The organism is Pedobacter jamesrossensis (genome assembly GCF_042650905.1).
In the GTDB taxonomy this organism is placed as follows: Bacteria; Bacteroidota; Bacteroidia; order Sphingobacteriales; family Sphingobacteriaceae; genus Pedobacter; species Pedobacter jamesrossensis.
Window position 1 is genome coordinate 1 of the sequence record NZ_JBHSBY010000128.1, and the last position, 13,679, is coordinate 13,679.

At 31.8% G+C, this 13,679-nt stretch carries 12 protein-coding genes; 8 read left to right on the forward strand and 4 right to left on the reverse strand.

Annotation, left to right across the window (positions count from 1 at the left end):
- Positions 1 to 831: 831 nt before the first annotated feature.
- Entirely contained in the window at positions 832 to 2,136 is a 1,305-nt protein-coding gene (locus ACFOUY_RS13950) for a hypothetical protein (protein ID WP_378961445.1), read from the reverse strand.
- Between the two features lie 589 nt (positions 2,137 to 2,725).
- On the opposite strand from ACFOUY_RS13950, the gene ACFOUY_RS13955 reads away from it, so the two are divergent.
- The 3 genes from ACFOUY_RS13955 (at position 2,726) to ACFOUY_RS13965 (ending at position 5,587) form a co-directional block, all read left to right on the forward strand.
- Positions 2,726 to 3,130, forward strand: a complete 405-nt coding sequence (locus ACFOUY_RS13955) for a cupin domain-containing protein (protein ID WP_378961446.1) — start codon at positions 2,726 to 2,728, stop codon at positions 3,128 to 3,130.
- An 83-nt stretch (positions 3,131 to 3,213) separates the two neighbouring features.
- The gene (locus ACFOUY_RS13960; protein WP_378961447.1) at positions 3,214 to 4,329 is read left to right on the forward strand and encodes a DegT/DnrJ/EryC1/StrS family aminotransferase; all 1,116 of its coding nucleotides are present in this window, start codon (positions 3,214 to 3,216) and stop codon (positions 4,327 to 4,329) included.
- A complete protein-coding gene (locus ACFOUY_RS13965) occupies positions 4,319 to 5,587 on the forward strand; it encodes a glycosyltransferase family 4 protein (protein WP_378961448.1) in 1,269 nt (422 codons plus the stop codon). The genes ACFOUY_RS13960 and ACFOUY_RS13965 overlap by 11 nt, the downstream gene beginning before the upstream one ends.
- A gap of 16 nt (positions 5,588 to 5,603) precedes the next feature.
- Here the strand turns inward: ACFOUY_RS13965 and ACFOUY_RS13970 are convergent, their stop codons facing one another.
- The 3 genes from ACFOUY_RS13970 to ACFOUY_RS13980 all read right to left on the reverse strand — a co-directional run bounded on the left by ACFOUY_RS13970 (position 5,604) and on the right by ACFOUY_RS13980 (position 8,946).
- Positions 5,604 to 6,347 carry a glycosyltransferase family 2 protein gene (locus ACFOUY_RS13970; RefSeq protein WP_378961449.1) on the reverse strand — a complete coding sequence of 248 codons (744 nt, stop codon included), beginning with the start codon at positions 6,345 to 6,347 and terminating at the stop codon, positions 5,604 to 5,606.
- A 36-nt stretch (positions 6,348 to 6,383) separates the two neighbouring features.
- Entirely contained in the window at positions 6,384 to 7,238 is an 855-nt protein-coding gene (locus ACFOUY_RS13975; protein WP_378961450.1) for a beta-1,6-N-acetylglucosaminyltransferase, read from the reverse strand.
- Between the two features lie 67 nt (positions 7,239 to 7,305).
- Positions 7,306 to 8,946, reverse strand: a complete 1,641-nt coding sequence (locus ACFOUY_RS13980; protein ID WP_378961451.1) for a hypothetical protein — start codon at positions 8,944 to 8,946, stop codon at positions 7,306 to 7,308.
- 64 nt (positions 8,947 to 9,010) lie between these two features.
- Here ACFOUY_RS13980 and ACFOUY_RS13985 point away from each other — a divergent pair, with 64 nt between their 5' ends.
- From ACFOUY_RS13985 to ACFOUY_RS14005, 5 genes are all read left to right on the forward strand, one after another.
- On the forward strand, positions 9,011 to 9,682 hold the full coding sequence (locus tag ACFOUY_RS13985; protein WP_378961452.1) for an HAD family hydrolase: 672 nt from the start codon (positions 9,011 to 9,013) through the stop codon (positions 9,680 to 9,682).
- A gap of 21 nt (positions 9,683 to 9,703) precedes the next feature.
- Positions 9,704 to 10,747: a UbiA prenyltransferase family protein gene (locus tag ACFOUY_RS13990; RefSeq protein ID WP_378961453.1), complete on the forward strand. Its 1,044-nt coding sequence runs from the start codon at positions 9,704 to 9,706 to the stop codon at positions 10,745 to 10,747.
- Positions 10,748 to 10,770: 23 nt separating this feature from the next.
- Positions 10,771 to 12,210 carry a GMC oxidoreductase gene (locus ACFOUY_RS13995; protein ID WP_378961454.1) on the forward strand — a complete coding sequence of 480 codons (1,440 nt, stop codon included), beginning with the start codon at positions 10,771 to 10,773 and terminating at the stop codon, positions 12,208 to 12,210.
- A gap of 1 nt (position 12,211) precedes the next feature.
- A complete protein-coding gene (locus tag ACFOUY_RS14000) occupies positions 12,212 to 12,640 on the forward strand; it encodes a hypothetical protein (protein WP_378961455.1) in 429 nt (142 codons plus the stop codon).
- A 118-nt stretch (positions 12,641 to 12,758) separates the two neighbouring features.
- On the forward strand, positions 12,759 to 13,670 hold the full coding sequence (locus ACFOUY_RS14005; RefSeq protein WP_378961456.1) for a glycosyltransferase family 2 protein: 912 nt from the start codon (positions 12,759 to 12,761) through the stop codon (positions 13,668 to 13,670).
- Positions 13,671 to 13,679 lie beyond the last annotated feature (9 nt).

Below are 13,679 nucleotides of genomic sequence, written 5' to 3' on the forward strand. Positions count from 1 at the left end.
ACTTAAATATCTGAAATTCAGTGAAATAAATCAAATTTAAACAGGACGAAAATTAATTTTTTTTCCACAAAAAAGAGACTGCCTTTTTGAGACAGCCTCTTTTTTTACGATATTTTGAACCTTGTTGTATCTCCTACTGTAGGGATTTAATTTCGATATCAAGGGGAATATTTTTTACTGACTTGTCCAAATTAGGTCAGCAAATTTAATTTCTCTATTATTTTTAAAATTTCTCTCTTTGAATACACTCTGATAGTTATTTCCTTGCCTGTGATTATGTTTTTCAACCTTGCAACTATAATCTTTTTACATTCGTGAGCAAAACAACTTTCTCCTTGATTTAGTAATCATGCGTATGGTTGAGCCTGATCCAAACTTCGTTCAATCAGTTTATTGGAGGAGTATTATGGCTTAAAAGATCGCAGACAGAAACCATTATTACTCCGCTCCAATGTAGATAAGGAGCTTTGAAATCAACTCATGTAAAAATGAATAATGTACACCAATAAAGTCAGTCGGTTTTATGTTTATAACGACGCTTAAGACAAAAATATTTCAATTGGAAAGTCTAGGTGCAAAATCTCACTCAGCCTATCAGTGGGGTAATACCCGGAGAGGCTACTGGAGAATAGCCCATAATCCAATATTCAAGTGAACGCTCAATAATAAAGCTTTAAAGAAAGCAGGCTTACTAAGTTTGATAGAGGTAATAAATCTCTGAAGACTGTTAATGTTTAATGAACCGCCGTATGCCGAACGGCACGTAAAGTGTGAGAGGAGCAGATAGGGACATAATCCCTATCTGCCTACTCGATTTAGGATTAGTTCTCTTTATAAAGATAAAGATGCTCCTATTCCAGTTAATAATGATACGAATCCTGTTAAATCGCTAATAGCGCTAGACTGTGTAGTATATTTGTTGTTTTCTTCTTTAATAATTTTAGTATCACTCATGTTGTTAATCATGTTTGTTACTGTTTTAGTGCTACTAAATAAGTTAAAACCTAAATTGTTGTAAAACTCAAGTGTACCACCAGTATTGTATAAATCTAACACCTGACCTTCCCAATCTTTAGAAGTATTCATTTGACCAACTGTGTTATTATACACTTTAGCATTCGCAAATGTCGTTTTACCAGGATACATGTTTCTATCGAAAGCTTGTAATTCAAAACCTCCGTATTTTCTTGTGTTGAAACAAATGTTATTGTAAATTTCGTTTGTTGCTGGAGTTGATCCTCTAGAATATAACCACATTCTTATAGAGTTTCCTTGATAGTTTGTGCATTTGTTATCATGGAATTTACCATTACCCTGCATTGAGAATATCCCATTATGGTTATTGTTAGAAGGATTAACGTTGTTTACAACATTATGATGGATGTTGTAATCCTGAACATTTGTGAAAGAACATAAACTTCCAACATTTGTATTTTGGAAAGTATTGTACGCAATTTCAACATCTTTAAAGAAACCACTGTCTTCTCCCGAATCTTTGTTCAGGTTTCCGCCAAAAGTTATTGCACCAGCGTTATCAAACAGGCAATTTAAAATTTTAAAGCCTTCAGTTCTTGTAGCAGCTGTACCAGCATATTTTAAGTTATTATCGTTACCGCTGTCACCAGAAATGGTATAATCGTTAACGTTTTTGAAACTCATGTTTTTCAAAGTTAAGCCACTCATTTTACCGTGTAAGCTAATCGCTCTATAGCCAATATTAGTAAAGCTAAAGCCATAAGTAATACCAGCGGTATAATCTCCGGTAATTTGAAGGTTACTGATATTGTCAGTAATCAAAGATTCAGAAATGTTAACCTGTCCGTTGTTTTTAATTAAGACTGGTTGATCAACTGTACCTGCGATATTTAAAACAGTAATTGTTTTATAGGTTCCTGCTTTAACTTTAATTAATTTAATTTTGGTTAAATCTAAAGATTTGCCATCAATTGTTAAGTTTCCTGAACCAGTTCCAATTTCATAAGAAGGTGTAACTGCAATAGGGTTTGAGGTTGTTGGTGGTGTTGTACTAACTGGAGTTTCTGTTGTTTGATCGGCTGCAGTATTATTTTTCTTGCAAGCAGCGAACAAGATAATCAGCACGAAAACGATGAATTGCATTTTTTGAAATCTTTTCATTAAATATCTTTAAATATAAGTGATAAATTGTTTGTTCCTTCTTAAACGACAATTGTAATGAATATTATACATATTAATATATATCTCTATATATCACTATTTAGGGTTATTTATTTGGGTAAGTGTGATTGTAATAGAAATATACCGTTATCATACACTGAGGCCTTATTCCCAAAGGGAATTTTTTATTATTCTGGTAAGTTGTAATTTTATTTTATGACATTAAAATTACAAACAAATTTCAAAAATCAAAAGTCTTCTTAATTTGCTGATAATGTATGTTTTGCTTTGTTTATCTGTGTTTTTGCTACAGATCATGTATGATTATTGATGCAATTTTAAATGAAATTGTTGGAAAATCGAAAAAAAATATTTAAACTGCAATTATTTTAATTTTTGTAGGTTAAAAAATACGCAGTAGCTAATTCTACATTAGTTCTTATATGGTTGATTCTCAAAAAGCTAACTTGATATGTGAAGCGCTGTTACAAAACCTCTCACTAAAGTTACCAAAGCTTATTTTTCTTTTAAACTTAAAGTAGGTAAATTGCCGAGAATATTTTAAATTAAACACTCCTATTTTTTAGTAATGATTGAAAAAATTGAGCATAATAGCACCCTTTTAGCTATAATTATTAGGGCTAATTATAAGTCTGATGGTATAGCTTTTTTTACTCCTGGAGATTTTTCTCAGCAATTGGGGTACATGAATAGAAATAAAGGCTATATCATCGAGCCCCATATTCACCGAATTGTCGAAAGGAAAGTTACGCTCACTCAAGAGGTCCTCTATATTAAAACCGGTAAAGTTTTAATTAACTTTTACGATGACGATCAAAAATATTTAGAACATAGAATTTTAGAAAAGGGTGATGTAATATTGCTGGCAAACGGAGGACATGGTTTCGAAATGTTAGAAGATACAGAAATGATAGAAATTAAACAGGGACCGTATATTGGCGACGAGGACAAAGTTAGATTTAAAGTCGATTAAGCTTATAATTAGGAATAACTCCCACAATATTTTAATATAGCTAAAAGCTATTATCAGAATAATAATTAATGTAATTTGCTCTCATGAATTTTATCCCCGTTAATGTTCCTCTTCTCGAAGGAAATGAATTAAAGTATGTAACGGAATGCATAACCACAGGTTGGATTAGCAGCGAAGGCCCCTTTATTACTAAATTTGAAAATAAATTTTCTGAATATATCGGACAAAATCATGGTATAGCAGTTAGTAATGGCTCTGCCGCTTTAGATATAGCGATTAAAGCCTTAAATATTGGTAAGGGTGATGAAGTTATCATGCCTAGCTTCACCATAATTTCTCCCGCACAATCAGTTGTAACTGCGGGCGCTATACCTGTTTTGGTTGATAGTGATCCTGTTACCTGGAACATGGATGTTTCAGAAATTGAATCTAAGATAACTAATAAAACAAAAGCGATACTTATCGTTCATATTTATGGGCTACCTGTAGATTTGAATCCAATTATTGATTTGGCGAAAAAATACAATCTGAAAATTATTGAAGATGCAGCAGAAATGCATGGACAAACCTATCACGGTAAAATGTGTGGTTCATTTGGCGATATCTCTATTTTCAGTTTCTATCCCAATAAACACATTACAACAGGCGAAGGGGGCATGATTTTAACAAATGATGATGGATTGGCAAAAAGATGTAAAAAGCTAAGAAATCTTTGCTTCGAACCTGATGGGCCAAGATTTATACATCATGAAATAGGTTGGAACTACAGAATGACAAACCTTCAGGCCGCATTAGGTTTAGCTCAACTAGAGCAAATTGATTCTTTTTTAGTAAAAAAAAGAAGAATAGGCCATATTTATAATGAAAAACTACAATTTTTAAAGATTAAAGGGTTTCTTTTACCAGAGATAAGTACATCCTATGCGCATAACATTTATTGGGTTTTTGGCTTGGTAGCACCTACCGAGGAAGAAAAGAATAGGATTGTTAATGTTTTAAGTGAAAACAAAATAGCAACTCGACCATTTTTCTGGTGCATGCACGAACAACCTGTTTTTAAAGAAATGGGGTTGTTTGCTGAAGACAAATACATCAATGCCGAGAAAATGGCAAGAAATGGATTTTACCTGCCATCGGGTTTAGGAATAACCGAAGAAGAATTACTAAGAGTTGTAGATGTTATTGAGCATGCATATTAATAGGTTAAAAGTAGGAGTTTTATTAGAAAATTATAAAAAAGAAGAAGGCGGAGCTCATTCCTACTACAATACATTAGTTGAAGGGATTGCAGATTATAAATTCGATGCGAATTTAGAGTTTGTATTTATTGCTGTTGGAAAAACAATTGATCCATCAGCTCCTGAGAAAAGCCTTCTTTTTAATATTGATAAAATCATGAAAAGAAAACATACGTTTTTCTCCATTCTCAACATGATTTCAAAATTAAGAGGAATAAATTATTTCCCTTTAGCGATTAAAATCCAAAAATCTTATCTGCTTAGGTTTAACGAGGAAATCAAAAATAAACTTGTTGAAAATGAAATTGATTTAATCTATTCTTTAACACCTTATTACAACGATTTAAACTATCCTACCGTAATAACTCATTGGGATATTGGCCATAAAAGTACATTTGCTTTTCCTGAAGTAATGTACAATGATGAGTATGAATTTAGAGAATTGTTCTATAGAAGGTATTTGCAAAAAGCTTTTGCAATAATGTGCGAATCTGAAGCAGGTAAAAAGGAGCTTTGTTCATATAAAAATATTAACCCAAATAAAGTATTCGTTGTTCCTATGTTTGCTGGAAACATGGTGAATTTGAAGGTTGAAGAGGCTGAAGAAAAAACAATACTTGATAAGTTTAAAATTAAAAAAACAGAATTCTTTCTTTACCCATCTCAGTTTTGGGCGCATAAAAACCATTATAATTTAATTTTAGCATTTGAAGAATTTGGTCGGAAACACCAAGATGTTAAGTTGTTACTGCCAGGTAGCAATAAAGGCAACTTACCTTATATTAAAGAATTAGTGAAAGGTTTAGGTATTGAGCAGAAAGTTATTTTCGGCGGCTTTGTTACCAATGAGGAGTTAAACGTATTTTATAAAAATGCAATTTCTTTGGTTATGCCAACATTTATGGGACCAACAAATATGCCGCTTTTGGAAGCACAAGCATTAGGATGCCCCGTAATTTGTACCGATTTTCCTGGCCATAGAGAAAGCTTGGGTGAAAATGCAATTTATATTAACCCATCAAAAAAAGAAGATATTTTGCAGGCATTAGAAGATGTTTATGCAGGAAAAGATTTTGAAAGTAATAAGTTTAAAAACTCACTGGAAAATTCTTTGATTCAGATTAATAAGATATTTAACAGGTTGATTTCCATAAGAAAAACATTCCCTGTTAATTTTAAAGTGATTAATATACTTTTCAGTCTTTGGGCATTCTCTTAAATAATCTTATATATGGTTACTTTACTTGCCTAAATAGGTATTTCAATTTAACTATAGCTAGTTTAGAATAGAAATAGGGAATCATTAGAGGATTTTCCTTAAATAAATGCTGTTTTATTGTTTGATGTAAATGATACCCAGTATCAGCTACTGCAGTTTTATTCATTCCATCCGAATGAAAGATTCCTAGTATTTCGTTAATTTTTACGATTTTAAAATCTTTATAAACGCGTAAAAGAAACCATATATCCATCGCGTAATGATCATCTACAGGGAAATGACCTATTTTTTCTTGTACTTTTCGCTTATAAAAATAACTTATGGGGTTATTAGGAAATACATTCAACCAATACTGCAAGATATGTCGATACTTTTTTGATGGAACACGTTTAATACTTTCCTCATCGGTAGTAAAAATTAAATCGCCAACAACCATATCTGCTTTTGCATCCTTTTTAAAGGCATCAACAATTTTTTCAAACGCTCCTGGGCTGAATTCGTCATCTGCATTTAGGTAAACAATAATATCACCATCGCTCATCTTAAAAGCTTTGTTCATCGCATCCGACTGGCCTTTATCTTTTTCAGAAACGTAAATAATTTTATTGTGTTTTTTTACAATTTCAATGGTATCATCAGTCGAGCCTCCATCTGCAATAATATGTTCATAATTAGTGTAGCTCTGATTAAGAACACTATCAATTGCTCTTTGAATGTATTTGCCTGAATTATAGGAAGGTGTTAATACACTTATTTTCATTTAATTTTTTTAAGAGTTGTTTTTAATGTAGCCTGTTTAGGAAATAAGTTCTTTGTCTATTTTATCAAGAATTACCTCATCAATTTCTGTATCAAATTTTCTTGCGAAATGCATGGTTGATGATTTTAGATTCGAATAATCTTCTATTTTAAGCATTTTAGGATGTGCATTTCCTTCTGACCAATCTATATAACGTAAATTATTGTTATTGGTTTTATTTTTAAAATCAGAATTCATAACTAATGTTGCAATTATAAACTCATCAGTTCCCCAACAATATTTTAAAAAATTGTTTAGTTTCTTGTTTTTAGTTACCATTTCAGCAACATGTTGGGCGCAGTCGCCACTTAATGTCCACCATGAAGAATCACTTCCTCCATACAATTTTAGGTTTTCTGGAAATTTTCTCTTAGGTAAAATTTTATTAATCATTCTTTGGAAAAAATACTTCCCACTTATGTTTACGTCAGTAAGATGGTATTTTTCATAGCGTTCGGGTGCTGCTGCCCACCAATCGGAATTGTCAGGGGCAAAGTTTATAAAATTTTGCGAAGGTCTTTCGCTTAAATAATTATGAATCTCTGTTACAGAGCTTATTGGGTAATCTTGTGCGCTTAATAAATTAATGAAATTATAGTTCTTATTTAAGGATATTATTTCATTTATACAATTTATTATTCCTTGAGTAAAATTCCACCCACCCCAGTTACATTTAATTCTGTTTCTAATAAAAAAAACCTGATCCATTTTTTCTAAGAAGAGGAAATCATCAATTGAGATTTTCTTATCCAGGTGTATATAAAAATCAAAATCTTTATGCTGTAAGCTTTTTATTAATCTAGCCAATTGAGCCGGATTTTTATGAGTCATAACGATATGTGCAATGCGCATATTTGAGGAGTGAAGAGGTTACTATAAAAGTAATTAACTATTAAATGTTAAAAATACACTTAATTTATTATTTTCTTTGTTTCAATTCTAATAAATATAAGCTTACGTCTTTCGTAGCATATTTTTTTATAGGCTTGTAATTTTTAAAAAGTTCGTTTAATAAATGATTGGTGGGATTTAAATCTTTTGTGTAGTACCATTTAGGTGTATCAATCCTATCTCCAATATCGGTTAAGAATTGTGTATTATAAACTACCCATACACGTTTATTATTTGAGAATTTATTAAAGTCGCTTTGAAGATTCTGGTAATATTCTTTATAATTTTTTGAATTATTTCTCTGGTCAGTTCCTTCAATTGCATTATACTTGAAATTGTACATTTCATAATACAGTTTAAATCCAGGTAAATTATTCCAGTAAATATATACGGCATCATTTTTTGCGTAATTTTTGTCTAAATAGAGTAACGCCTCTCTTTGAAATGATTTTTTGTGGATATAAAATTTTTCAGGACTTACAATGCTATAAATTGAACCAAATACTGGTCCAGTAATTAATAATGCAAACAAAATTATTGATAATGCTTTTGATTTAAATTTTAAGCTCAAGTATTCGAAGCCAAAAGATATTATGATGATGAAAATTGGTGAAATGAAAACCCAAAACCTTTCTGTAAGTGGATATAATTCTAGCCCTGAAGCTAAAAACATTAAAATTATTGGGATAAGCAGAATTAAGGAAGTTTCTGCATTTTTTTTCTTAATTACGGTGTAAAGTCCAACTACCAACAATATAATCGGCAGCATTGGCATTTTCAGAAGCATGTTTAAAGCCTGGTATTTTGTTATGGCACTAAAATTCCATAGCAATCCTAGTGGATAGTCAAGCATCCTGTAAATACTAATGGCAAACCATTTCAAATCAGTTATAGATTTTGGAGGAAAAGGCATGAAATTATCATAAGCCCTAAACCAGTAGGCTATCCATTCAGATTCTGCATGTTTGTGTGTAAAAAGAAGATAGTTAGTAACAAAACTAATTAACCATATGGAGAAAGGTATTAAAGATATAAAGAAGATATTCCAGTTTTTTTTGAATAAGTTATATATACTTAATCCTATACCAATACCTGCAAACACAAATATCGAAGCATAAGAAAACCATAAGATAATAGCTCCGCTAATTCCCCAGAGCAGTAAGCTTTTTATATCGTTTTTTTCTTTAAACTTAATGAATAAAAAAAGCGCTAACAGAGTACCTAGTAATTCGGTAGAATATTGTTTTATTTCTACGCTATGATAAATTAATGCTGGTGAAAGGCAAAAAATACTAGAAGCTAATAGAGCTGCCTGATTTTTAAGAAAATATTGCGATACAGTAATAAACAAAAGCATGGATGCAATACCCGAAATTAAAGGAAAAATTCTAAGATATATTTCTTTGTTTCCAAATTGATTAACGAAAAATTTAACCGTTAATAAAAAGCCGATAGGTGCTTTTTGCTGGTAGTATAGTGGCGTTGAAATAATTTCTTTATAGCTCATCTTTACCAAACTCGTTGATAAATAAACTTCATCCATCCATAAAGAGCGATTATAGATAAGATGGAATATTCTTAAAGCTAAACCTAGTACGAAAATAGCATAGAATATTATTGTACTAGAGCTACTGGTATAAACTTTATTTTTACTATCTGATAAGTACATTATTTAAGGCTAACGCTTCGCAATATCGGATTTTTTAATAATTTTACTGTAATTAATACCTTCTGTGAAAAATATATACCTGGATAACATAAAACTAGTCATTTTTGATGTAGATGGAACATTATATGATCAATCTAAATTAAGAAAAAAAATGTTAGTGGAATTAATCAGATACTATATTTTAAGGCCCTGGAAATTTAAGGATTTACTAATAGTATATCATTTTAGAAAAGAACGGGAGAAAAAAGCTGGTCAGCAAATAGACAACCTTCAGGAGGAGCAATACAACTGGTGTGCTACAAAAATCAACCTACCAGTAAGCAGAATTAAAGAAGTTGTAAATAAGTGGATTTTTAATTTCCCAATCAAATACCTTAAAGAATCTACGTACCCGGGAGTAAATTCTTTCTTTTCCAAATTAGAGCAGAATGGTATTTTAACCGCAATATATTCAGATTACGATTCTAAGTTAAAGTTAGAAAGCATGAATTTAGCCGCCGCTTTACTGGTAAGCTCTACCGATGAGAATATAAATGCAATGAAACCACTACCCAACGGTTTAAACTACATTTTATCAAAACTTAACATAGTAGATAAAAACAAATGTTTATTTATAGGAGATAGACAGGAATTGGATGGTTTATGCGCCGAACAAGCAGGTATTCCATTTTTATTAGTTGATAAGGAACAAGCAAAAGATAATTTTTATAAATCACTCTCAAACAAACTGGCTTAATTTAAATTAAGTCGAAATATTATGATAGACAAAATCACGTTACCTAATGATCCCTCATCATCAGACGATACAGTACAGACGGAGCTGAGGCCAGCTAAACTAAAAGAGTACGTAGCAATTGCTCGACCAGATAATTGGGTTAAAAACCTTTTTATGGTACCAGGAATGCTCTTTGCGTTATCTATATTTCATACGCCATTTAATTTGGAGCTTATATTTAAAATTATTTTTGGCCTGATAAGTATTTGCCTTGTCGCATCAGCTAATTATGTAATTAATGAGTATTTGGATGCTAGTTTTGATAAATACCACCCTTTAAAAAGCAAACGTTCGTCGGTAGTTTCAATTATAAATCCTAAAATAGTTTATACCGAATATACAATACTTGCAATTATTGGCTTATTGTGCGGGTTTTTGGTTTCAATAAAGTTTTTATTTGTAGCTGCTTTTCTGTTATTCATGGGAGTAATGTATAATGTTAAACCATTTAGAAGCAAGGATAGAGTTTTTATGGACGTATTATCTGAATCTATAAATAACCCGATTAGATTTGCTGCAGGTTGGTTTATTTTTAGTCCAGCTTTAGGTATTCCAAACAGTAAATGGGATTTAAACTGGATAAATACTTTTCCGCCAGTTAGTATAATTATTGCTTACTGGATGGGGGGAGCATTTTTAATGGCAACTAAACGTTTTGCTGAGTTTAGGCTTATCGATAATCCTCATGTAGCAGGTTTATATCGCAAATCGTTTAAGTTTTATACCGAGAATAGTCTTTTGGTATCCATGTTTTTTTATGCAATTACCTGTGCCTTTTTTATGGGTATTTTTCTGGTAAAAGATAGAATTGAATTATTGGTTAGTTTCCCGTTTTTTGCTTTGCTATTCTCATGGTACTTAAAAATCGGTTTATTAAACGATTCTCCGGTACAAGGTTCGGAAAAACTATATACCAGAAAATGGTTTATGTTATACCTGGTTTTATTTACAGCATTACTTTGCACATTAATGTTTATCGATATTCCATGGTTGCATTGGTTCTTAAAAAATGCAAATAATTATTAATTCATAAGTCTTAAGTTGTTGCAATGAAAAGAGATTTTTATGATTTAGTTGTTGTGGGTACTGGTTTTGCCTCGAGTTTTTTTTTAAAGAAATATCTCTCAAAGGTTGGTAAAGATAAAGAGGTACTAGTTTTAGAAAGGGGGCATTTTTATCCACACGAAGAGCGCTTAAAGACAAAAAGGGGCGAAGAATCACCATATCAGAAATATGAAGAGCCTTGGGAAAAGGCCATCAATAATTTAAGTCCGTATAAAAAATGGCCTTTTACAACAGGCTTAGGTGGTTGCTCTAATTGCTGGTGGGGCTGTACACCGCGTTTTATGCCAACTGATTTTAAAATGAAATCATTGTATGGTATAGAACAAGATTGGCCCATAGATTATAATGATTTGGACCAATACTATTACGAAGCCGAAGATTTAATGCATGTTTCTGGGCCAGAAGGAACCCCATTTCCAAGAACTGGAAAATATCCTTTGCCTGCGCATGAGTTTAGTTTAGTAGATAAAATTTTACATAAAACCTACGGCAACAAGTACATAAGCCAACCTACCGCAAGAGCAAGTAGAGCTACTGAAGGGCGTAATCAATGTATGACTTCGAGTACTTGTGACACTTGTCCTGTTAACGCAAAGTTTACAATAGAAAATTCTAAAATAGGCGTTTATGAAGATGAACGCGTAGAACTGGTTTATGGTGCTCAGGTTTATAGTTTAGAAATCGCTAATAACGTTGTAAAAAAAGTTTATTTTATTCAGGATGGAAAAGAGAAAAGTATTGGAGGAGAATTAATTGTTTTAGGGGCAAATCCATTTTTTAATTCGAATATCCTTTTAAATGCTGGAGATACATCAAGTTTATTGGGAAAAGGGGTTGGCGAGCAGTTAGGAATGCAGGTCCTTATTTACTTAGATGGAATGAGTAATGCTGGTGGAAGTACATGGGTAAACGCTAATGGCTACATGTTGTACGATGGTGATCATAGAAAGGATTACGCCGCTTGCTTGATGGAGGTAAGTAATGCCCCTTATTATATACGATTAGAAAGAGGGAAGTATTTAAACATTGCAAGCATAAGATTGCTATTTGAAGATGTTCCTTTAAATGTTAATTATGTAAATAAAACTTCAAATAAACTAGTTCCTGATGTACACCATGTTGAAAGATCTCCATATACTTTGAAGGCGATTGAAAATATGAAAGAGAAACTTCCGGGTATTTTATCTTGCCTACCAGTTGAAAAATTGGAGTATTTAGAGCCATTTCCAAATGAAGGACATATAATTGGGGGTACAAGAATGAGTAGTGATCCATTACTTGGCGTTGTCGATAAGCATCTTATGCATCATAAATACAGAAATTTAATGGTTTTAGGAGCTGGTGCGTTTACAACATATAGTGCATCAAACCCCACACTCACACTATCCGCATTATCTTTATTTGCGGCTGATAAGACATTTTAATATGAATCGTAGAAAGTTTTTGTTTTTAACTGGAGTAGCAACCGGAGCGGTAGTAATTCCGGCATCGGTATATTTTGTTTCAGGCTCGGTTAAAAAATATGCGGTTTTATTAATCGAAAAGGAACTCAAATACCTTAAGTTAGAACCCGGAAGCGTTATTAAGTATGTAGATGATTATTTTCAAAATAGCAATGATGCTGTTTCGAGGATGAAATTCAAAACAATGTATTACCTTAACGTCAACTGGGAAAAATCTAATCATCTTAAAGAACTAATTAAATATTATTTACTTTCAACAGATTTCTTTATAAATAAAATGGACGAAAGTAAAGAAGTGAGGTATCTTGGTCAATATAGCCCTTATAAAAGCCCAGTACCAAATCCATTTGCGTATACGCTTTATCCTCCAGCAACTATAAAAAATCCTTAATACATTAATTAAATAAAAGTTTCGAAATTCTGTTTGTTATTATTGGTATAGATAATAAACAAGATTTATATCCTGTAAATGCAGAAGTATAGGATTGGATTACTATTTTTACATATAAATGAATACGGTCTCCATCATTACAGTTAATTTCAATCAGCATGAGGTTAATATTGATTTTTTAAAATCGATAAAATCTTATCCTTCAAATTTTAACGTAGAAGTTATTTTTGTTGATAATGGAAGCAAAGAACAATACGAGCAAGAGTATAAGCAGATCTTACCCGAGCTTGTATATATCCGATCGGAAAAGAATTTAGGTTTTGCCGGGGGAAATAATCTTGGTATTAAAGTGGCAACTGGCAAATATTTACTACTGCTAAATAACGATACCGAAATTACAGCCAATTTAATCGATTCCCTAGTTTCTGAAATGGAAGAAAATCCCCAAATTGGAATAGTTTCTCCTTTAATTTTATACTTTGATAAACCTGATACCATTCAGTATGCTGGTTTTACAAATATGAATTATAAAACTTGCAGAAACAGCGCAATAGGTTTTATGGAAATTGATAAAGAGCAGTATGCTGTAAATAGTAGAGAAACTGGATATTGCCATGGTGCTGCTATGATGTGTCGTAGGGCAGATCTTGCAACTGTTGGTTTGATGGCAGATGAATTTTTTCTGTATTACGAGGAATTAGACTGGTGCGAAAGATTTAAAAAGGCTGGAAAAAAGATTTGGTTTACCGGTAAAACTAAAATTTACCACAAAGAATCGATTAGCGTAGGTAAAGAGAGTGCTATCAAAACTTATTTCATGACACGCAATCGAATGTTGTTTATAAGACGAAACACCTCTACTTTTAATACTTTAATATTTAGTATTTATTATATTTTAATAGCTTGTAGCAAACAGGTAATAACACAATTCTTAAAAGGTAGAAAAGATTTAATAAAATGGACCTTTAAAGGCTTATTTTGGAACTTTAAGAATTCTAAAAACAGTAAAAACTTAGGTTTTAAAATTTAAAACATTCCA